Origin of the sequence: Duganella hordei, from assembly GCF_040369125.1 — a bacterium.
Classification (GTDB): domain Bacteria; phylum Pseudomonadota; class Gammaproteobacteria; order Burkholderiales; family Burkholderiaceae_D; genus Rugamonas; species Rugamonas hordei.
In genome coordinates this window covers 1-21,964 of the sequence record NZ_BPWI01000023.1, presented here as the reverse complement: position 1 = coordinate 21,964, position 21,964 = coordinate 1, and the positions used below count along the sequence as shown (strand labels likewise).

The 21,964-nt window shown below is 64.8% G+C and carries 13 protein-coding genes; 7 read left to right on the top strand and 6 right to left on the bottom strand.

Annotation, left to right across the window (positions count from 1 at the left end):
- Positions 1-9: 9 nt before the first annotated feature.
- The 5 genes from ABWW33_RS29900 to ABWW33_RS29880 form a co-directional block, all read right to left on the bottom strand.
- Entirely contained in the window at positions 10-1,341 is a 1,332-nt protein-coding gene (locus ABWW33_RS29900; protein ID WP_353405079.1) for a TolC family outer membrane protein, read from the bottom strand.
- An 11-nt stretch (positions 1,342-1,352) separates the two neighbouring features.
- Positions 1,353-2,717 (bottom strand): HlyD family type I secretion periplasmic adaptor subunit, encoded by a 1,365-nt coding sequence (locus ABWW33_RS29895; protein WP_353405078.1) that lies wholly within the window; start codon positions 2,715-2,717, stop codon positions 1,353-1,355.
- Positions 2,718-2,720: 3 nt separating this feature from the next.
- Positions 2,721-4,616 (bottom strand): type I secretion system permease/ATPase, encoded by a 1,896-nt coding sequence (locus ABWW33_RS29890; RefSeq protein ID WP_353405077.1) that lies wholly within the window; start codon positions 4,614-4,616, stop codon positions 2,721-2,723.
- A gap of 342 nt (positions 4,617-4,958) precedes the next feature.
- Complete coding sequence (locus ABWW33_RS29885) at positions 4,959-8,084, bottom strand: beta strand repeat-containing protein (RefSeq protein ID WP_353405076.1); 3,126 nt, start codon at positions 8,082-8,084, stop codon at positions 4,959-4,961.
- A gap of 394 nt (positions 8,085-8,478) precedes the next feature.
- Entirely contained in the window at positions 8,479-9,882 is a 1,404-nt protein-coding gene (locus tag ABWW33_RS29880) for a FecR family protein (protein WP_353405075.1), read from the bottom strand.
- A gap of 261 nt (positions 9,883-10,143) precedes the next feature.
- Here ABWW33_RS29880 and ABWW33_RS29875 point away from each other — a divergent pair, with 261 nt between their 5' ends.
- From ABWW33_RS29875 to ABWW33_RS29865, 3 genes are read left to right on the top strand one after another with little or no spacing between them, the layout of a single operon-like run.
- On the top strand, positions 10,144-11,964 hold the full coding sequence (locus ABWW33_RS29875) for a CHASE2 domain-containing protein (RefSeq protein WP_353405073.1): 1,821 nt from the start codon (positions 10,144-10,146) through the stop codon (positions 11,962-11,964).
- The gene (locus ABWW33_RS29870; protein ID WP_353405071.1) at positions 11,952-13,259 is read left to right on the top strand and encodes a tetratricopeptide repeat protein; all 1,308 of its coding nucleotides are present in this window, start codon (positions 11,952-11,954) and stop codon (positions 13,257-13,259) included. The genes ABWW33_RS29875 and ABWW33_RS29870 overlap by 13 nt, the downstream gene beginning before the upstream one ends.
- A 54-nt stretch (positions 13,260-13,313) precedes the next feature.
- Positions 13,314-14,066 (top strand): Crp/Fnr family transcriptional regulator, encoded by a 753-nt coding sequence (locus tag ABWW33_RS29865; protein WP_353405069.1) that lies wholly within the window; start codon positions 13,314-13,316, stop codon positions 14,064-14,066.
- An 18-nt stretch (positions 14,067-14,084) separates the two neighbouring features.
- On the opposite strand, the gene ABWW33_RS29860 is transcribed toward ABWW33_RS29865, so the two are convergent.
- Complete coding sequence (locus ABWW33_RS29860; RefSeq protein WP_353405067.1) at positions 14,085-15,854, bottom strand: radical SAM protein; 1,770 nt, start codon at positions 15,852-15,854, stop codon at positions 14,085-14,087.
- Positions 15,855-16,092: 238 nt separating this feature from the next.
- On the opposite strand from ABWW33_RS29860, the gene ABWW33_RS29855 reads away from it, so the two are divergent.
- From ABWW33_RS29855 to ABWW33_RS29840, 4 genes are all read left to right on the top strand, one after another.
- A complete protein-coding gene (locus tag ABWW33_RS29855; RefSeq protein WP_353405065.1) occupies positions 16,093-16,893 on the top strand; it encodes an ABC transporter permease in 801 nt (266 codons plus the stop codon).
- 21 nt (positions 16,894-16,914) lie between these two features.
- The gene (locus ABWW33_RS29850; RefSeq protein WP_353405063.1) at positions 16,915-18,135 is read left to right on the top strand and encodes an ABC transporter ATP-binding protein; all 1,221 of its coding nucleotides are present in this window, start codon (positions 16,915-16,917) and stop codon (positions 18,133-18,135) included.
- Entirely contained in the window at positions 18,132-19,505 is a 1,374-nt protein-coding gene (locus tag ABWW33_RS29845; RefSeq protein WP_353405062.1) for a class I SAM-dependent methyltransferase, read from the top strand. The genes ABWW33_RS29850 and ABWW33_RS29845 overlap by 4 nt, the downstream gene beginning before the upstream one ends.
- The coding region (locus ABWW33_RS29840) for a glycosyltransferase (RefSeq protein WP_353405061.1) at positions 19,505-21,964 on the top strand (2,460 nt) is incomplete at its 3' end. The genes ABWW33_RS29845 and ABWW33_RS29840, both read left to right, overlap by 1 nt.

Here is a 21,964-nt window from a genome sequence, read left to right as displayed (position 1 = left end):
CAACCGCAATCAGCGGAAATACGCCGCCATTTCGCGCACGTCATCCACATTCAGCGTGCCCACCGATGCACGCATGCGCAGCGACGTCAGCAAATAGTTATAACGTGCCTGCGCCAGATCGCGCTTGGCGGTGTACAACTGCTGCTTGGCGTTGAGCGCATCGAGGTTGATGCGCACGCCACCCTTGATGCTTTGCTCGGTCGCCTTGATCAGCGTCTCCGACGAGGCCACCGACTTCAGCAACGCATCGACGCGCTTCACGCTGCTCAACATTACGCTGTAGTCCTTGCGCAATTCCAGCACGATCTTGTCGGTCTGGGCTTGCAGGTCAGCCTTGGCCTTTTCGCGACTGGCCACCGCCTGGCGCGACTGCGCATTGACCTGGCCGCCGGAATACAGCGGGATATTGACCTGGATGCCAACGCTGCGGATGATCTGGTCCTGGTCAAAGGTGTTGATCGAATCGGATGCCGTTTTGCCATAGGTGCCAACAAAGTCCACACGCGGCATATGGCCGGCACGCGCCTTGTTCACTTCCTGCGAGGCGATTTCCACGCCGTAGGTCAGCGTCTTGATGTCCGGATTGGTCTCGATGGCGACCTTCTTCCAATATTCGAAAGGTTGGCCGTCATCCGGGCGAATCCGGAAATCAGGCGACAACTCGTCGACCTCTCCGACTTCGCCGCCGATGATCGTGGCCAAGGTCTCGCGTGACGTCGTCAGATTGTCCTCCGACTCCAATACCTGGGCTTCGGAGACGTCCAGCCGCGCCTGGGTTTCCAGCATGTCGGTCTTGGTACCCTCGCCTTTGTCGAACATTCGGTCATTGACTTTACGCTGCTCGACATACATGTCGTGCTCGACCTTGGCCAAGGCCAGCAGATCACGCTTGTACAGCACGTCCAGATAGGCATTGACGACGCGGAAAATCACTTCCTGCTTCTGGCTGTCGAACTGCGACTGCGCGTAGTTGCTCTGCGCGACGCCCTGTTTGTAACGCGCCCAGCCATCCAGGTTGAACAGCGACTGCCGTACTGATATCGTCGCCGAACGCGAAATATAGTCGCGCGGAAAATCCTTGCCCGCTTCGGTCAACGTGGTCCGGTTCTGGCTGCCGCTCCAGTTACCGGAAATATTTGGCAACAGATTGGACAGGCCCAGCTTGCGGTTTTCCTTGCCGCCTTCGTTGGAGTAGTACGCCGCACGGTAGGTCGGATCGTTTTTCAAGGCCATCTCGTAGGCCTGCATCAAGCCCAGCGCAAGCGCACCCTGGCTGTACAACGACAGCGCCGCACCGACGGCGATCACACCAGCCAACAGACGCGGACGTACTTTCAGCATAGGGGCCACGATCAGTCCTCCGCCATCGACGATTTGGAGCGGTCGAAGACCGGCTTCAGCAGGTAGCTCATCATGCTGCGCTCGCCGGTCTTGACGAACATCTCCACCGGCATACCGGCCTGGATGTCTAGCTTCTTGGCGGCGATCAGCTTGCTGCCTTCCGGCGTGACGCGTGCCCGAATCTTGTAGTAAGGTTGTCCGGTGCGCTCTTCCACTGCACGGTCGGCCGATACCTGGATCAGCGTGCCCGGAATATGCGGCGTCTTGTTGGCGTTAAAGGCCGAGAAGATCAACTCCACCGGCATGCCGACACGCACCTTGTCGATCAGATTGACCGCCAGTTGCGCTTCGACGATCAAGGCGTCATCGGTCGGCACGATATCCATCATGTGGAAGCCCGACTGCACCACCCCCCCCTTGGTGAAGACGTTCAGGCCGACGACCACCCCATCGACCGGGGCCTTGAGCTCAACGTTGCCTAGATCGTATTTTTGCGCGCGTAACTTGCTTTCGGTAACTTCACGGTCGCGCTGGATTTCCGCCAGCTGCGAACTGACTTCCTTCTGGTATTCCTGTGCACGCTGGGCACGGCGCAAGGTGATTTCCGCGATCTGGCGCTGGGTGCGTCCAATATTGCCTATGTCTTCAGATACGGCGCCGCTCAGCTGTACATTGGTGCGCTCCAGATCCAGCAGGCGGCTGCGGGCGACATAGCCGTCCTTGGCCAAGTCACGCAAACCTTCAAGCTGTTCCTTCAGGATCACCAGCTGTTCTTTCTTACTATCGCGCGAAGCCGTCAGGCCACTGAGCTGGCTTTTCAGACCCGCGATGTTTTCATCGAAGGCCGACAATTCGTTCTGCAACGCCATCTGGCGCGTGATCAGCAACTGATCCTGCTGCATCATGGCCTGCGCCGTCTGCGGGTCGGTACGCTGGGCCTTCAACTCTTCAGGATAAGCGACGCTCTTGCTGCCGGCACGCTCGGCCAGCAGGCGCGCTTCCATCGCGCGCGCTGTCAGATACTGGCTCTGCGAGATGTCGACTTGCGCGCGCGCCTGGACATCGTTCATCCGCACCAGCACCTGGCCAGCCTTGACCACGTCGCCATCCTTGACCAGGATTTGCTCAATGGTGCCACCGTTCAGGTATTGAATCGTCTTGCGATTCGATTCACGTGCCACCGTACCGCTGACAGGCACCCCCTTGTCCAGCGGCGCGAAGATGGCCCACAACAGAAAGCCGCCGACGCCCAGCAGCACGATCAGCCAACCCAGCTTGCTATACGCACCCGCATCCGTATTGACGGTCAGCGGAGTGACGTCGTGGCTGATGACTTCCGCAACGTCAGTCTTGCTGTTGGTAAGTAAGTTCCGCATGATTTATTCCTGTTCCTTAGCTTCGACGGCGGCCTGGGCCGCGCGCTCCTCGGCCGCCTGGGCCGCATGTACTTGTGCCAGCTGCGCGTCGGTCTGTGCCTTGCGCTGCGCGTCCAACTCCTGTTCTTGTGGAGTCGGGGCCTGCTGTGCCTGTGCTTGTTGTGCCTGGGCTTGCTGCTGCGCTTGCGCTTGCTGCTGCGCCTGCAAGGCCTTTTGCGTGTTTTCCTGCAGTTTGGCCAGCACCAGATTGGTCGGGCCAAACATTTCCGCCACGCCGTCGCGCAGCAACAGCAGCTTGTTGGTGATGCTGATGACGCTAGTCCGGTGGGTGATCAATACGATGGTCTTGCCGCGCTGACGCAAATCCTGGATCGCGTTGACCAGGGCCTGTTCGCCGACTTCGTCCAGATTGGAGTTCGGTTCGTCAAGCACGATGATCGACGGATCGCCGTACATCGCGCGGGCCAGGCCCAGACGCTGGCGCTGGCCGCCGGACAGGCCGGCACCGCCATCGCCGAGCCTGGTATCGTAGCCCTGTGGCAGATGCAGGATCAGATCGTGAACGCCGGCGCGCTGCGCCGCCTGTACCACTTTGTCCGCATCGATCTCGCCGAAGCGGGCGATGTTTTCGCTGACGGTGCCGGCGAACAATTCGATATCCTGCGGCAGGTAGCCGATGTATGGACCCAATTCACCCTTGTTCCATTGGAAGATGTCGGCGCCATCCAACCGCACCTTGCCCATCATCGCCGGCCATACGCCCACCAGCAGGCGCGCAAGCGTCGACTTGCCGGAACCGCTGGGGCCGATCACGCCCAGCGCATCGCCCGGTGCGATGGCGAAATTGACGCCCTTGAGCACCGGCAGGTTGGCGCCGGGCGGCGCGGCGGATACGCCTTCGACAGTGATACGGCCTTCCGGTTTCGGCAACTGCATGCCGGCCGGCCGCGCCGGATTGGTTTCCAGCAGAGCGGTAAGGCGCTCATAGGCGCTGCGGGTGCTGCTCCATGATTTCCATACGCCGATCACCTGCTGCACCGGCGCCAGAGCGCGGCCCATCAGGATCGACGCGGCAATCATCATGCCCGAGGTGATTTTTCCTTCGATCACCAGCAGCGCGCCGAAGCCCAGCACCAGCGACTGCAGCGATACTTGCACGAACTTGGTCACGGCGTTGACCTTGCCCGACTTTTCGCTCGCTTCGGCTTGCAGCGTCAAGAACTTGCCGTGCAGTTTGAACCAGCGCGACATCAGGTTGGGCAGCATGCCCATCGATTCGATTACCTCGGCGTTGCGCAGATTATTCGTGGCCAAGGTGTTGGCGGCGATCGACATGCTGTTGGCTTCGGCCAGCGGCTTGTGCGACACCTTTTCATTCACGTACGCCAGGATCACCAGGATGACGGTGCCGCACAGCGCGAACACACCCAGTGACGGCTCGAAGAAGAAGATCACGATCAGGTAGACCGGGAACCATGGCGCGTCGAAGAAGGCGAACAACGCATTGCCGGTCAGGAACTGGCGGATATTGGTCAAATCCTGCAGCGCCTGGCCGGCGTTGCCGCCGGCGCGCTTCAGGTTTTGCTCGAAGGCGGCCGTGTAAATGCGCTTGTTGAGCTGCATGTCGAAACGTGCGCCGACGCGCACCAGCACGAAGCTGCGTATCAGTTCGAGTGCGCTCATCGCCAGATAGGCGCCCAGCATCAGCAGCGTCAGCATCAGCAACGTAATCTCGTTGCGGCTGTTCAGCACGCGGTCGTAGACCTGCAGCATATACAGTGACGGCGCCAGCATCAGCAAATTGGTGATCGCGCTGAAGGTGCCGACCGTATAGAACGTGCCCCGAAAATCAGACAATACCTGCTGAATTTCATTCTTGGGAGTGAGGAGTTTTTTCATGTAAGTGCTTGGTACAGTCCAGTGTATGTAGCAATGTACAGCGGCAGGCAGGTGATCACAACAGCTGCAGCGGTGACGTGGCAGGTCAGAGCCGAGCTCGGCGCAAGACACTGCAATATTTATGTTAGGCGAGAGATTATAGATCAACTGCGCACCAAAATGTGATGCAAATCACATTTTGCCACACATTTATCGTGTTTTTTAAAAACAGACGGCAAGGAAGAAAATTAATCAATAGTTGTATTGATAATTTTTACAGGCGGCGCGAACGCGCTGCCGATGAAAAAAGGCCGGGCTTGCGCCCGGCCTTTCAGAGTAATGCTATTCCGCGAGGAATATTAATTACACGGTGAACACGCCAGCTGCAACGGTGGTTGCAGCGGTGGTTGCGTGGTAGCCAACCAGGATGATGGTCTCGAAGTGGGTACCACCGCTCGAGTCAGCATCGTAGGTCAGGGCGGTGTCGGTACCAGCGGCACCGTAGGTGAACACGCCGTTAGCCGCATCGTACGTACCAGCCGAGAACACCGCGGTGTTGTCGGCGCCAGCTGCCAGGTTGGTACCTGCCAGGGTGGTGGTGCCGGTGATGATGTTGGCATTGCCCAGATCGATCTTGTCGCCAGCAACCAGACCTTTGATGACGTCGAAGGTCGAGGTCAGCTCAGCGGTTTGGATCGTGGTCGAGGTGTTCACGCCGGAATCGCCCATTGCTTGGACGATCTTGGCAGTGTTGCCCGACACGGTGATCAGGTCAGCGCCAACGCCGCCGTTGATAACGTCGGCACCGCCACCACCAACGATGGTGTCTTTACCAGCACCGCCGTGGATGGTGTCAGCACCGGTACCACCGGTCAGGGTGCTAGCGATGGTCGACGAACCGGTGATGGTGTTGGTACCAGCGACTTCGGTGATGGTCACACCTTTGCCGATAACAGCAGCGGCGTTGATGGTGTCGCCACCAGCAGCGCTACCCTTGATCGTTACAGCAGCGCTGGTTGCGGTCAGGGCGCCGGTGGTCCAGATGAAGCCGCCAGCGCTAACGCCGGATGCATCAACCGAGGTGATTGCCACGTCGGCGGTGTCAACCAGGGTCAGGCCCATGGTGCCAGTCACTTTGATGGTGGTCACAGCGGAATCAGCCAGGGTCAGCTGACCAGCGAAGGCGGTGTGGCCTGCGGTGGAGTTGCTGTCGTTGGTGGTGATGTTGACGGTTTCGATACCAGCGGCAGCCAGCGAGTTGGTAGCAGCAGCGGTGGTCGAACCTTTCAGCGAAACGTTCAGCACGTCGGTGGTGCCAACGGTGCTGGCCAGTGCGTAGGTCACAACTTGACCAGCAGCAGCGGAGAACGCCAGGTCGGTACCAGCGGCTACGTTGTTGAAGGTAGCGGCACCGGCGATGGCGTTAGCCACTTGCAGGTGGGTGAAGCCGGTTGCGTCGTACAGGTGTGCATCAGCCAGGGTGCCCAGACCCAGGGTTTCGAAGCCCGAGATCTTGGTGTTGCCCGAAGCGCTGAAGTCAGCAGCGATGTTGGCAACCAGAACGTCAGCGGTGCCGGCGCCGCCGCTGATGGCTGCGGTAGGAGCTGCAGCGATGGTGACGGTGTCAACACCGGAACCACCCAGGTACGATTGGCCAGCGCCAACGGTCACTTTGTTTGCGCCGGTCGATGCGGTTGCGGTAATCACGGCAGCAGCGTCAACACCAGCGAAGGTGCCGGTGAAGCCACCAGCGCCGGTCAGGGTAACAGCGGTTGCCAGACCAGCGGTCAGGGTAGCGCTCAGAGCCTTGTCGCCAGCGAGGGTGACGGCGGTTGCAGCAGCAGCCGAGATAGTCACGCCCGACGACGACGAGCCGGTCGAAGTCACGGTCAGGGTTTTAGCAGCTGCGTCGGTGATCGTGCCGCCAGTCACCTTGTTCAGGGTGATGGTTTCAGCATGAGCCGTGGTGCTGTTGTTGATGGTTACGCTTTGCGCGGTGTTAGCCACGGATACCGAGGTCAGCAGTTTGCCGGTCAGGGTAGCGGCGCCAGCATTGCCATCCAGCGTTACCGATTTCAGAGTGCTGTTGCCACCATCGCTGAGGGTAACAGTGTTACCGCCTTTGATCGTTGCGCTAGCCAGCGCGCTGTTCGAGGTTGCGCCGACGTTGAAGGTCAGCAGGGTAGCGGCAGCGGTAGCGGCCGTGGTAGCGTCAGCAGTAGCGATGGTGCCAGTTGCGGTGGCAGCAGCAGCGACCGAGGTACCAGCAGCGGTATCGATGGTGGTTTTCTGAGCGGCGGTCAGGGTGCCTGCGGTCACTGCAGCAGTGGTCAGCACGCCAACAGCAGTAGCATCGGCAGCAGCGGCAACAGCGGTTTGCAGAGCAGCGGTCGCGGCAGCTTGAGCAGCAGCGGCGGTCGAGGTCGCAGCGGCAGCGGTCGAGCCGGTCGAGGTGACGTTGATCGATGCACCACCAACCACGGTAGCGCCAGCGGTGTTCGACACGGTCACTGCGGTAGCATCACCAGCGGTGATGGTCTGTACAGCTGCCGACTTCAGCAGGAAGGTTGCTGCGGTCAGGCCGGTGAAGCCGGACACGTCAGCAGCGTTCGAAGCCAGGGCACCGGTCGATTGCACGTTCAGGGTCTGAATGTTTTTGACGGTACCCAGGGACAGATCGATACCGCCGTTGGTGTCGGTCAGGGTCAGGGTGTTGTTGCCAGCGCCGCCGTTGATCGAATCCAGGCCGCTCCAGGTGGTGGTGGTGGCCGAACCGGTGTTAGCGCCGAAGAACACGTCGTCGCCGGTCGAACCGGTCAGTACGTCCACGCCAGCGGTCAGCTGGGTGTTCACAACTGGGTGAGGAATCAGAGCGGTGATCGAGCTAACGATGGTTGCGTGGAAAGCGGTCAGGTCGGTGGTCGAGTCCACCTGCTTCAGCAGGTCACGTGCGGCAGCAGCAGCAGCGTCGCCCGAGTACGAGTTGATCTTAGGGATGGTGTCCAGCGAGGTGGTGAAGTCGGCAGCGGCAGCGGCGGTCTTGGTGACCAGGGCTGCATCGATCAGGCCTTGGGCGCTGGTGTTGGCCAGTGCGCCGTTGGTGATGGCCAGAGCGGCGTTTGCCTTGCTCAGGTTGCCCGAAACGATGGCGTTGATCCAGTAGGTGCCGCCTTCGGTGTCAGCATCGCGGTGCAGCACGTTGTTGTAGATCGCGTTGACGAACTTGGAGATCGACAGGATGTCGTTGCCGGTGCCGTACAGGGCAACCGATTCAGGAGCGGTGTTGAAGCTGGCAACCAGCTTGGCAACTGCCGAAGTTGGGTTAGCTTGAACAAACGCGTCCACGGCTGCGGTGGTGGTCAGGCTACCGTCGGTATCCGCGGCTGCCAGTTGGGCTTCGAAGGCCTGCAGACCATAGGTATCGGCAGGACGGCCAAAGTAGGAAATGTACAGTTGTTGTACGATTGCTGCGTAATCAGTTGCCGCCATGATGTTAGTTCCTTAAAAAGTTTGGTTTAAACCATAAATTTCCGCAGTTCAGAGCATACAGCGCCGTATGACACTGAACCCTTTTTGCAGAAGGTGGGAGTATATTGCCATACCAAGGGACAATTGTTGTGACGGGCGTCACAAATCAAATGTTTTTCTTCCGACTTTGCAACTAGTTGTAAATTATCTGCTGCATATTTATGCAATATCTTTAAATATTCACAAATAATCACATTAACATTGCGCTATCAGCCCCATCCGGCCGCCTTTATATCACAGGTGCCGGGTATACACAAAAACGGGTAATGCTGCTGTTGCAACATTACCCGTTTTCTTAGTCCGACTACAGCGCCGGAGCCGTTTCAGAGCGCGCTCCGACCAATGCCAGCTGATATTAACGGCTCCATTTGGTGGCGCCGTTGACGGTCACCGTGCTGGATTTAACTTGGAACAAATAGGCAGCCTCTTCCACATTGGCTCCGCCCAGATAACCTTTGATCTTGGAATCGGTCAATAAGGTGGTATTCACCAGCTCGCCCGTTTTGGTGATATTGCCATTAATGTTCACCGGTACCCGCAACTCGTCGCCGACGACGGTCAGGCCGGTCTTAAAGGTCCGCGTACCGAAATCGACATCCAGATGCGCATCTTCCACCGCCGCCTGCACCGCATCGCGGCCGGTACGCTGGAGCACCGCATCGCTGCCGGTCAGCACGAACGAAGCCGTGCCTTCCCTTGGCGCCACATACGCAGTCGATTTCAGACGGGCGATCTGATAAGCGCCCAGGAATTCCTGCGCGGCGTAGGTACCACCGCTTAGCTTGGCCTGCACCTCGGCATCCGGCGAACCGCCGGCAATCGCCTGGTAACGCCCCCAGATCACTTCCTCCGGGCCGCGCACGATGACCGGCGGCAGTACCGGCGGCACCACCACCACTGGCGGGGGCGTCACCACCGGCTGATCCGCGTCCGGTTTTTGGTCCACCTGGGGCGGCACCAACGCGCCACCGCCATTACCGCCAGGGTTGGTGGTCTGGGTGATCTGCTTGCCGCTGGTCAGCGCATTGCCGGATTTTTGCGCGTCGAGATTGACATCGGTGCTCGGATTGCTCGCGCCAACCTTGCCAACCGGCTCATCCGGACGCGCCGGCGCGCCCTGGTCGGCCGGCGACATCACCGGACTGCGCAACAATTGCGGGCTGGTCTGGCCGCGCTGCACCTGCAGCATCAACCCGGCCTGGCCGGCGAACAGTTCGCGGCTGGCGCCGCCCTCGCAGGGGCCGCCGCCTTCGGGGCCGCAGCCGCCGGCAAAGCCGCTGACCACCACGCCGCCCGAGATCACGGTCACGCGCGAAGTCTGCTGGTCGGTATAGACGACGAAGTCGGTGCCGCGCACGCCGATCGCGGCGACCGGCGTGTTGAAGCGGAAGTTCTGCCGCGCCTGCTTGACGCCGACGCCGGAAATGCTGCGCGCCACGCCGCTCAGCAACTCCAGCTTGACGCGGGTGTTAGCCGGATTTTGTGTATCTATATGGTAGGCGACGATGCGCGCCTTGCTGTTCGGCCGCAATACCAGGAAACCCTGGTCGACCGTCTTGACATAAACATAGCCATCGGCGCCGGTGGTCAATTCGTCACCCTCTTGCACGGCGGCGTCGAGCACGGCGGGACGCGCGGCGACACTGACCTGGCCAGTGACGAACACGAGCTTCCCGGCTTCGCCGGCCTGGGCGGCCGATGCCAGCATCCCCAGCCCCAGCAGCATGGCCGCTAACATGGTGTGAAATTGATTGCGCATAATAAGTATCTCCCTCAGCCTACATTGTCCGCTATCCTCGATGAAAGTATGTGACTCGGGTCACATTCTTTCATTTGGATACAATTGACCGGAGGCTGCCGCGACAGTTGCGGCCGGGACGGACGAAAGCGATATAAAAATACCAATACGCACTATTCCTTCCAAGCACAAGCCGTTATACTGGGCGACTATTCTACCTTAGCAATCACTTTATTTTGTGCGGCCTGTGAGCCGCCGCACCCACCTGGATCAGCCGTTATTTTGCGCATTCCGTTTCCATCCACCTCCGTCGCACGCGGCTGCATCGCCATTGCCGCACTGCTGATCACCGCCTGGGTCCAGTGGGACCACGGCAGTGCGGCGCAGCGGCTCGATAATTGGTTGCGCGACCGCTACACGGTGCTGCACGCGACGGCGCAGCCGGAACAGCGCGTGCTGCTGGTGGACATCGACGAAACCAGCCTGGAACGCTATCCCTGGCCGTGGCCGCGCACCCGCATGGCGGAAATGGTGGAGGCGCTGCTGGCCGACGGCGCCCGCGGCGTGGCGCTCGACATCCTGCAGGAAAAGCCGGCCGATGCGGCCGGCGACGCGCGCATGGCCATGCTGTCGCAGCATGCGCCGCTGGTGGTGGCGCAGCTGTTCGACTTTGGCCAGCGCGAGGATCCGCTGCACAGCGGCGTGCTGGCCGGCGGCGCGCCCGGCGCAGCCCCCGGCGCCGTGCCCGCCTACGGCTACATCGCCAACCACGGCGGCCTGGCGCAGGCGGCTCATTTCGGCAACATCGGCGTCGCCCCCGACACCGACGGCGTGCTGCGCCAGGTGCCGATGCGCACCGTCTTCAACGGCCGCAGCTACCCGACGCTGTCGCGCGCGCTGCTGGACTGCTGCGCCGGCGGCCGTCCGCTGGCCGAAACCGCCTCCGGCTGGGTCCGCATCCCGTACGCGCGCTCCTGGGAGGCCTATACCGTGGCCAAGGCCGCCGACCTGCTGGACCAGCGCGTGCCGCCCGAATTCATCCAGGGCCGGCTGGTGCTGATCGGTTCGTCCGCGCTGAGCATCGGCGACCGCGTCGCCACGCCGCTGGGCGCGCTCAGCGCCGGGCTGATGGTGCACGCCTCCATGCTGACCGGCTTGCTCGACAGCCAGGCCGGCCTGGCGCCGGCGCCCTGGCCCGGCAGCCTGATCGCGCTGCTGTTCTGCCTGGGCGTGACGACGCTGGCCACCTATACGCTGCCGCGCCGCACCGCCGCCGTCAACATCACGCTGCTGACCGCCAGCTCGGCGCTGTGGCTGCTTCTGGCCTACGCCATCGCCCCGCACGACGCCGCCTTCGGCCCGTCCGGCCCGCTGCTGTCCAACCTGTTCCTGCTGATGGTGGCGGTGCCGTTCCACTGGCAGCTGGCGCAGACGCGCTCGCGCCGCCTGCTCGACACGCTGCGCCAGTACGTGGCCGGCGACGTCGTCGACGAGCTGTTGCGCAGCAACCTGGAAGACCCGCTGGCGCCGCGCCAGCTGCAGGTGACCACGCTGATCGCCGACATGGAAGGCTATACCACCCACGTCGAGGCGCTGCCGGTCGAGGAGGCCGCGCGCCTGACCACCGACTTCCTCGACTGCCTGACGCGCCCGGTCCTGGCGCTGCGCGGCACGCTGGATAAATACACCGGCGACGGCATGGTGGCGTTCTGGGGCGCGCCGCTGCCCAATCCCGACCACGCCAACCTGGCGCTGGACGCGGCGCGCGCCATGCTGCTGGCGGTGCAGGAGCTCAACGCCCGCCGCGCCGCCACCGGCCAGCCGCCGCTGCGCGTGCGCATCGGCATCGAAAGCGGGCTGGCCATGGCGGGCGACTTTGGCACCGCCATGCGCAGCATCTATACTGCGGTGGGCGACAGCGTCAACACGGCCTCGCGGCTGGAACAGGCGGCACGCGACTATCCTTACGACATCATCATCGGCGAAGGAACCGTGAGCCGCGCCAGCCGCCACCGTTTCCGCCAACTGGGCCAGCGCGTATTGCGCGGCAAGGAGCACCCGATTAATCTGTACACCCTCGAGGACGCGCCATGCGCGCGCTGAAATCCCTGCCCCTGCTGGCGCTGCTGCTGCCGCTGCTGTGGAGCGGCGCCCCGGCGGCCGCCCAGGCGCTGCCGCAGGGGCCGGACACCGAAACCGCCGCTGCGCCGGCCGAACCCGGCGACCAGCCGCCGTCCTACCCGCCGGTTCAGCAGGAAGAGCTGTATCTGGAGGCGATGCGGGCGCTGGCGGCCGACCAGCCCGAGCGCGCCAACGCCCTGCTGCTGCGCTTCCTGGAACACGAGCCGCGCCACGCCGGCGCCTGGCTGGACCTGGCGTTCAGCCAGTGCACGCTGGGTCACGGCGCCGAGGCCGAACGCCTGTTCCGCGAAATCGAAACCCGCTTCAAGCCGCCGCCGGCCATCCAGGAGCTGATCGACGACCACCGCGCGCGCGGCTGCAACACGAGGCCGTCGTGGCGCCCGCTATGGGCGCTGTCGCTGGGGCGCGGCTACGACAACAACATCAACCAGGGCGCCAGCAGCAACCAGTTTGCCACCGGCAGCGGCAGCACGCTGACGCAATGGGACCTGGGACCCGACTACCTGCCCAAGGCCGACCATGTGACGACGGCTGGTGTTGACTACCTGCAACAGCTCGACGAGACCGGCTCGCTGCTGATCGCCCAGCTGCGCATGCGCCAGAACGACCACGTGCACCAGCAGGATTCGGCTTCGCTGCTGCTGGGCTACGAGCGGCCGTGGCAACTGGGCGCCTGGCGCGGCTACGGCACGGTCGCGGTCAGCGCGCTGCAGCTGGAACGCCAGTTGTACCAGCGCCAGGAGCAGGTGCAGGTGCGCGCCACGCCGCCGCTGAACCTGCCGGAAAACCTGCAATGGTCGCTGCTGGCCAGCCTCAGCCATGTACGCTATCCGACCCGCACCAAGTACGACTCCAACACGCTGGAACTGGGCACCAGCCTGTACTGGCGCGGCACGCAGCAGGTGTCATTCTCGCTCAGCGGCCTGTCGGACCAGGGCCAGAACGGCCGCCTCGGCGGCAACCGCCAGGGCTGGTACGGCGCGCTGCAGCTGACCCAGCCGCTGCCGTGGAATCTGAAGGGCGAACTGGGCTGGTCGCGCCAGGCCTGGCGCAGCAGCGATGTGTATTCGCCGGACTTGATCGACATCGTCCGCCACCAGGACACGCGGCAGTTGCGCGCCGCCGTGCAGATGCCGATGGGCACCCATCAAACCCTGCAGCTGGAATGGCGCGCGGTAAGAAATCAGGAAAACATCTCGTTGTTTCAATATAATAGCCATGCAATCCAGCTCAATTGGCGCTGGGACAACTTTTAGCAGACCGATGATTCCAACCCGCACCACCACCGCTGCCGTCGCGGCGCCGCCCGCATGACGGCGCCCGAGCAAGAACCAGCCGCCGCGCTCCCAGTGGACCCGGTGGCGGCGGCGCTGGAAAGCGAGCAGCCGGTCAACCTGCAGATTCACCTGCGCAATATCCCGCTGCTGGCCAACCTGACCGAAGAAGAAATGCTGATGGTGCGCTCCGACCTGCGTATCCGCCAGTACGCCAAGCGCGAGGTGGTGCTGCAAAAGGGCGCCAGCGGCGACAGCCTGCTGTTCCTGCTGCAAGGCCAGCTGCAGGTGGTCGACATCACCGAGGATGGCCGCGCGATCGGCCTGCGCATGCTGGCGCCGGGCGACTTCTTCGGCGAAATCGCCGTCATCAACGGCACCATGCGCTCGGCCTCGGTGGTGGCGACAACGCCGGTGCTGATCGCGCTGCTGCCGCGCGCCACCGCGCTGCACCTGTTCTCGCACTCGCCGTCGGTGGCCAACCAGATGCTGCGCTTCCTGGCCGCCAAGGTGCAGCGCGACTCGGAGTTCCGCGCCCTGCTCAGCATCCACAACACCGCCAAGCGCATCTACAGCTTCCTCGAGCTGGTCAAGGAAAAGAAGAGCGACGACATCGAGGTGGTCGAGAACCTGCCGACCCACCAGGACATCGCCAACATGATCAACACCAGCCGCGAGACGGTGACCCGCACGCTGCTGACGCTGGTCCAGCAGGGCATCATCAAGAAAGGCACGCACCGGCTGATCATCGTCAACCCGGAAGCGCTGCAGAAACTGGCGCAGAGCTAGCGGCAGCCGCGGCAGGCGTCAGGCCTTGCCGGTCAGCGCGGACAGCCAGCGCTTGAAGCGGCCGCCGGTGGCCGCGTCGGCTTCCGCCGCGACGGCCGGCGCCGCCGGCAGCGGCTCGGGCTCGGGTTCGACCAGCGGAGCCGGCGCCGCCGGCTTCAATTCGCCCTGGCGCACGCTCGCGTCGAACAGCATCAGGCCCAGCGCACGGCGGTCGTCGCCGCCATGCGTTTCTGCCGGGACAAACGTCGGCGACAGCAAATCGATGCGGTACAGCTGCCCCGGCTTCAGCAGCACCGGCAACTCCACCTCGGTCAGCCGGTTCTGCACGCCGAAGAACACCTGCTGCTGGACCACGTCGCCGAATTCCTTGCTGGCCTCGTCGTATTCGCGCACCTGCACCGTCATCGGCGTCGACGAATCGTAGATGCTCAGGATGCGCAAGGCCAGGATGTTGCTGTCCTGGCGCGCCAGGAAATAGGACCAGGCGTTGCCGTTCGACCAGCGTCCGCCGATGCCGTTCATGTCCGGCTCGAACGCATGCCAGCCGCGGCCGAACTTGTCGATCCGGGTGATGCGCTCGTCCCTGGCTTCGGTATCGAACACGAAGATATTGCCCTGGCAGCGGCGGCATACTTCGGCCTTCATCGAATCCTTGGCGATGGCCTCGCGCTCGGGCGCGCGCAGCAGTTCGACGATCGAGGTGTCGCGCAGGTTCGGCAGGCCCATCTCGCCCTCGTAGTCCAGGCAGCACAGCGACATCTGGCCGTCGGCCAGCATCGACACGTTGTGCGCCATCGAGCAGTCGAGCGCCTCGACCCGCTCTTCCACGTACACCAGCGACTCCTTCGGCAGGAAGGTCTTCATGAACGACTCTTCCTTGGTCCACAGGCCGAAGGTCTTGAAGCGGATGAAGCAGTTCGGCGCGAACATATAGCCCCAGAAACGGTCCTCGGTCATGTCGACCGCGCCCTCGGGCACCGTGTCGCGGCTGGCGGCCAGGTGGTTGCGCGCGATCTGCTCGGCGTACTGGTCCAGCGCGCGCGCGTGCTCGGTGGCGAACTGTTCGGGGAACTCGGCGCGCAGCTGCTCCGCATAGCCGTCGAAGCGGTTCAGCAGTTCCAGCACGAAGGCGTCCTTGTCCTCCAGCGCGAACGGGTCCCACATATTGAATTCGAAGTCGGACTGGATGGTCGAGTCGGTGCGCATGTTCGAGGTCGACGTCACGTGCACCTCGACCCGCGATTCGCTGCCGTTGGCGAATTTTTCGCGCAGCGCGGGGAAGATGCGGTCGAAATACTGCTGGAAGTTCAGCTTGTCGTAGCCGCGCATGCGCTGGTACGAATCCTCGGTCGGCGTCTGCAGGCTCAGCACCAGCGCCACGTTGTTGTGCTGGAAGATCTTGCGGGCCCGCTCGGCGTCGAGGATGGCGAAGTTGCTGATCAGATAGACTTCGATGCCGTACTGCTCGCACAGGTCGATGTACTTGTAGATTTTCTTGTTCAGCAGCGGCTCGCCCAGCACGTTGAACTGGATCGGCTTGTTCATGCCCAGGTCGCGCACCTGCTCGATGAAGCGCACCGCCAGCTCGTCGTCGGCGTTGCCGCGCTCCTTCTTCAGGTAGTCCGACGGGCAGAAGGTGCAGTGCATATTGCAGTGGTTGGTCAGCTCCAGGAAAAACACCTCCGGCTGCACCGACCAGTCGTTGACCGGCGCCGGCCGCGCTTCGGTCACGGGCAGCGGCGGGCTGGGGACGGCGGCGGCGTCGGTTTGCAGGTGGATTTTGATCATGGGAGGTGGCTGGGACTAGTGACGGGAGACGAGCCGCGATTATATAGCAATCGGCCGCGCTGCCGCGCCCCGTGGCCGCGCGCCCGGCCGGCCCGGCCCGCTCTGGTGCGCAGGGGCGGCATGCTATAATCCGCCGCTTTGCCACCCGGCCCGCGCGCCACCGCACCATGACGAAAACCACCTGCCCGCTCCACCGCCGCGCCACGCGCCGGTCCACCAGCCAGACCGGAGCGGCACGATGATTTCGCGCGCCATGTTCAGCGGCCTGTGGCGCTACCGCGGCTTCGTGTTCGGCAGCGTGCAGCGCGAATTCCAGTCGCGCTACCGCAATTCGCTGCTGGGCGCCGCCTGGACCGTGCTCAACCCGCTGGCCATGATCGTGGTCTACACGGTGATCTTCTCGCAGGTCATGGGCAGCCGCCTGCAGGGCAGCAGCGCCACCTTCGCCTACAGCATCTACCTGTGCGCCGGCGCGCTGACCTGGGGCCTGTTTGCCGAGATCACCGGGCGCAGCCAGTCGGTGTTCATCGACCACGCCAACCTGATCAAGAAACTGCAGTTCCCGCGCATCTGCCTGCCCATCATCGTGGTGCTCAACGCGCTGGTCAACTTCGCCATCATCTTCGGCCTGTTCACCGCCTTCCTGCTGATCTCCGGCAGCTTTCCCGGCTGGGTCTACTTCGCCGTGTTCCCGGTGCTGCTGCTGCAGATCCTGTTCTCGATCGGGCTCGGCATGGTTCTCGGCGTGCTCAACGTTTTCTTCCGCGACGTCGGCCAGTTCTTCAGCATCGTGCTGCAGTTCTGGTTCTGGTTCACGCCCATCGTCTACCCGGCCAGCGCGCTGCCCGAGGGCGTGCGCGCGCTGCTGGTGTGGAACCCGATGGCGGCGGTGATCGGCGCCTACCAGCAGGTGCTGGTCAACGGCCAGCTGCCGCACTGGGGCAGCCTGCTGCCGGCCGCCGTGCTGGGCCTGGCCTGCTGCGTGCTGGGACTGCAGCTGTTCCGCAAGCGCGCCGGCGAGATGGTCGATGAACTGTAAGCGCCACACCGAGAGCACACCATGGGCACCATAAGCGTCAAACAACTGGGCAAGGCCTACAAACAATACAGCAACCGCTGGGGACGGCTGGCCGAGTGGGTGCTGCCGTCGCTGGGCCGGCGCCACCGCCTCAAGTGGGTGATCCAGGACGTCAGCTTCGAGCTGGCGCCGGGCGAGGCGGTCGGCATCATCGGCATCAACGGCGCCGGCAAGAGCACGCTGCTCAAGCTGATCACCGGCACCGCCCAGCCCACCACCGGCAGCGTCCACATCACCGGCCGCGTGGCCGCGCTGCTGGAGCTGGGCATGGGCTTCCATCCCGAGTTCAGCGGCCGCCAGAACGCCTACATGGCGGGCCAGCTGCTGGGCATGTCGGTCGAGGAGATCAGCGCGCTGATGCCGGAGATCGAAGCCTTTGCCGACATCGGCGACTACATCGACCAGCCGGTGCGCGTCTATTCATCCGGCATGCAGATGCGCCTGGCGTTCAGCGTGGCCACCGTGCGCCGGCCGGACGTGCTGATCGTCGACGAGGCGCTGTCGGTGGGCGACGCCTGGTTCCAGCACAAGAGCTTCGAGCGCATCCGCCAGTTCCGCAAGCTGGGCACCACCTTGCTGATCGTCAGCCACGACCGCGCCGCGATCCAGTCGATCTGCGACCGCGCCATCCTGCTCGACCGCGGCCACCTGGCGTTCCAGGGCAAGCCGGAAGAAGTGATGGACTACTACAACGCGCTGATCGCCGAGCGCGACGGCGTCAACATCGAGCAGACCACCGCCGCCGACGGCCGCACCCAGACCAGCTCGGGCAACGGCAAGGCGACGGTGACCGCCATCAGCCTCGAGAGCGCCGACGGCGCGCCGCTGGAAGTGGTCAACGTCGGCGTGCCGGTCACGCTGCGCATCAAGGTCCAGGTCCACGCCGACCTGCCGCGCCTGGTGCTGGGCTATATGATCAAGGACCGCCTGGGCCAGCACATCTACGGCACCAACACCCACCACATGGAGCAGCCGCTGACCGAGCTGAACGCCGGCGAGCAGATCGAATACTGCTTCCGCTTCCCGCTCAACCTCGGCCCCGGCAGCTATTCGGTGACCACCGCGCTGACCAGCAGCGAAACCCACCTGGCCGACAACTACGAGTGGCGCGACCTGGCGCTGCTGTTTATCGTCATGAACATGAACCGCAAACCATTTGCCGGCACCAGCTGGATGGAACCGGCGATCGAGATCGCCCGATGAGCGCCGGCTTCTACCGCGCCTTCGAGGACCGCTACCGCGGTTCGCGCGACATCATCAAGGACAGGCTGCGCGCCTACCAGCCCTTCATTGCCCCGCTGGCCGCGCTGCAGGATCCGCCGGCCGCGCTCGACCTCGGCTGCGGCCGCGGCGAATGGCTGGAACTGCTGGGCGAACAGGGCTTCCGCGCCCACGGCGTCGACCTCGACGACGGCATGCTGGCGGCCTGCCGCGAGCGCGGCCTCGACGTCGAGCTGGGCGACGCCATCGCCTGCCTGCGCGCGCTGCCCGAACGCAGCCTGGCGCTGGTGTCGGCCTTCCATCTGGTCGAGCACATCCCGTTCGAACTGCTGCAGACGCTGGTGGCCGAGGCCCAGCGCGTGCTGCTGCCGGGCGGCCTGTTGATCATGGAAACGCCCAACCCGGAAAACCTGGTGGTGGGCGCCTCCAGCTTCTACCTCGACCCGACCCACCTGCGCCCGCTGCCGCCGCAGCTGCTGGCCTTCGTCACCGAGTTCGGCGGCTTCGGCCGCCACAAGGTGGTGCGCCTGCAGGAACAGGCGGAGCTGCGGGGCGACGCGCCGATCGGCCTGATCAACGTACTCAACGACGTCAGCCCGGACTACGCCGTGGTGGCGCAAAAGGATGCCGAGGCCCCCGTGCTGGCGCCGTTTGAAAGCGCCTTCGACGCCGGCTACGGCCTGGCGCTGGGCCAGCTGGCGCAGCGTTTCGAGCAGCGCCTGGCCGGGCGCGACGACGCGCTGCGCGCCGCGCTGGCGCAGCTGGAACAGCACACCATCGACAGCAAGCTGCGCCTGGCCGGCGCCGAATCCGGCCTCGAGGGCGTGACCCGCCTGAGCCAGCGCAACGACGCCCGCAACGAGGAGCTGGCGCGCGCGCTGGCCGCGCTCGACGGCCGCATGCACGGCGCCGAACAGGCGATACAGCACGCCACCCATGCGGCGCAGCTGTCCGAGCAGGCGCGCCAGGAAGCGGCGGCGCAACGCGCCCAGGCCGAGCAACAGATCGCCGCGCTGCTGGCCAGCAGTTCGTGGCGCATCACCGCGCCGTGGCGCATGGTCGGCGGCTGGGTGCGCGATACGCGCGCGGCCGCGCGGCCGCGCGCCAAGGCCCTGCTGCTGCGCGTGGCGCGCGCCGCGCTGCGCCGGCCGCGCGTCAAGCGCCTGCTGCAGCCGCTGCTGGCCCGGGTGCCCGGCCTGCAGGGACGCCTGCAGGCGATGCTGTACCACGCCGCCGTCCAGGCCAGCCAGACGATGCCGCCTGAACCGCCGGCGCCGCTGGGCGACCTGTCGCCGCGCGCGCTGCGCATCTACCACGATCTCCAATCCGCGCTCAAGACAAGGAAACATTGATGCGTATCGTCATCGATTTGCAGGGAGCCCAGTCCGAAAGCCGCTTCCGCGGCATCGGCCGCTATTCGCTGGCGCTGGCGCTGGGCGTGGCGCGCAACGCCGGCCAGCATGAAGTGTGGCTGCTGCTGAACGGCGCGCTGGCCGACGCCATCGCCGACCTGCGCGCCGCCTTTGCCGACCTGGTGCCGCCCGAGCGCATCTGCGTGTTCGACGTGGCCGGTCCGCTGGCCGAGCTGCATCCAGAAAACAGCGCGCGCACCCGCGCCGCCGAACTGCTGCGCGAATACGCGATCGCCCAGCTGCGGCCGGACGCGGTGCTGGTGACCAGCCTGTTCGAAGGCTTCGTCGACGACGCCGTGGTGTCGGTCGGCGGCTTTGCCGGCGCCGAGCGCACCGCCGTGGTGCTGTACGACCTGATCCCCTTCCTCAATCCGGACGCCTACCTCGGCACGCCGGCCCAGCGCCGCTACTACGAGCGCAAGATCGCCTCGCTGCGCCAGGCCGGCCTGCTGCTGTCGATTTCCGACTACTCGCGCCAGGAAGCGATCGACGCGCTGCAATTGCCGCCGCAGCAGGTGGTGGCCATTTCCACGGCGGTCGACGACAGCTTCCGCCCGGCCGCGCCGGACGCGGAACGCTGGGCCGCGCTGCGCCAGCGTTTCGGCGTGACGCGCGCGATGCTGATGTACGCGCCCGGCGGCTTCGACGCGCGCAAGAACATCGACGGCCTGATCACCGCCTACAGCCTGCTGCCGGCGGTGGTGCGCAACGGCCACCAGCTGCTGGTGGCCAGCAAGCTGGGCCAGCACGACCGCGACACGCTGCTGGCGCACGCCGCCCGCGCCGGCCTGGCCACCGATGAGCTGATCCTGACCGGCTACGTCAGCGACGCCGACTTGATCGAGCTGTACCGCAACGCCGCGCTGTTCGTGTTCCCGTCGCGCCATGAAGGCTTCGGCCTGCCGGCGCTGGAGGCAATGGCCTGTGGCGCGCTGGTGATCGGCGCCGACAACACCAGCATCCCGGAAGTGATCGGCTGCGACGAAGCCATGTTCGATGCCCGCGACCCGGCCGCCATCGCCGCCAAGATCGCCGAAGTGCTGACCGACGCCGCCCTGCAGCAGCGCCTGCGCGAGCACGGCCGCCGGCAGGCTGCGCGCTTCTCATGGGACGCGACGGCGCAGCGCACCGTGCGCGCGCTGGAGGCTTGGCGCGGCCAGGCCGGCGCAGGCCAGCCCGCCCCGGCCCCGCGCAAGCCGAAGCTGGCCTTCGTCTCGCCGCTGCCGCCCGAGCGCACCGGCATCGCCGACTACGCCGCGCAGCTGCTGCCGGCGCTGCTGGACCACTTCGACATCGAGCTGGTGCTGCAGCAGGACAAGCTGACCCTGCCGCCGGCGCTGGCCGCGCTGCCGCGGCGCGACGTGGCCTGGTTCGATCAGCACGCCGGCGACTACGACCAGATCCTCTACCAGTTCGGCAACAGCCCCTTCCACAGCCACATGTTCGGCCTGCTGCGCCGCCATCCGGGCGTGGTGGTGCTGCACGACTTCTTCCTCAGCAGCGTGCTGGCCTACGAGCAGATGACCGGCGGCATGCCGGGCGCCTGGTCGCAAGCGCTGTTCGACAGCCACGGCTATCCGGCGCTGCTGGCCGGCCAGCAGCCGGACGGCACCGACGCCGCGCGCGACCGCTATCCGTGCAACCTGGCGGTGCTGCAGGACGCCACCCGCGTCATCGTCCATTCCGAACACGCGCGCGGCCTGGCGCGCCAGTGGTACGGCGCGCAGGCGGCGGCCAACTGGAACGTGGTGCCGCTGCCGCGCGCGCTGCCGGCGCAGCAGGACCGCGGCGCCGCCCGCCGGGCGCTGGGCATCGCCGACGACGCGCTGCTGGCGTGCAGCTTCGGCTTCATCGCGCCGACCAAGCTGACGCTGGAACTGATCCAGGCCTGGCTGGCCTCGCGGCTGCACGCCGATCCGCGCTGCATACTGGTGCTGGTGGGCGCCAACCACGGCGGCGACTACGGCGCGCAGGTCAGCGCCGCGATCGCCGGCCACGAGCGCATCCGCATCGCCGGCTGGACCGACGAAGCCGTCTATCACCAGTATCTGCAGGCCGCCGACATCGGCGTGCAGCTGCGCAGCGTGTCGCGCGGCGAGACCTCGGCCGCCGTGCTCGACTGCATGAACTACTGCCTGGCCACCATCGTCAACGCCAACGGCTCGATGGCGGCGCTACCCGCCGACGCCGTGTGGCAGCTGGCCGACCATTTCGAACTGCCGGCGCTGACCGCCGCGCTGGACGGCCTGCGCGACGACGCCGGCCGCCGCCAGGCGCTGGGCGCCGCCGCCGCCCAGCTGCTGCACACCGCGCACAGCCCCGAGCAATGCGCCCGGCTGTACGCCGACGCGATGGCCGAAGCCGAAGCCGACGCGCGCCACGGCCGCCCGGCGCTGCTG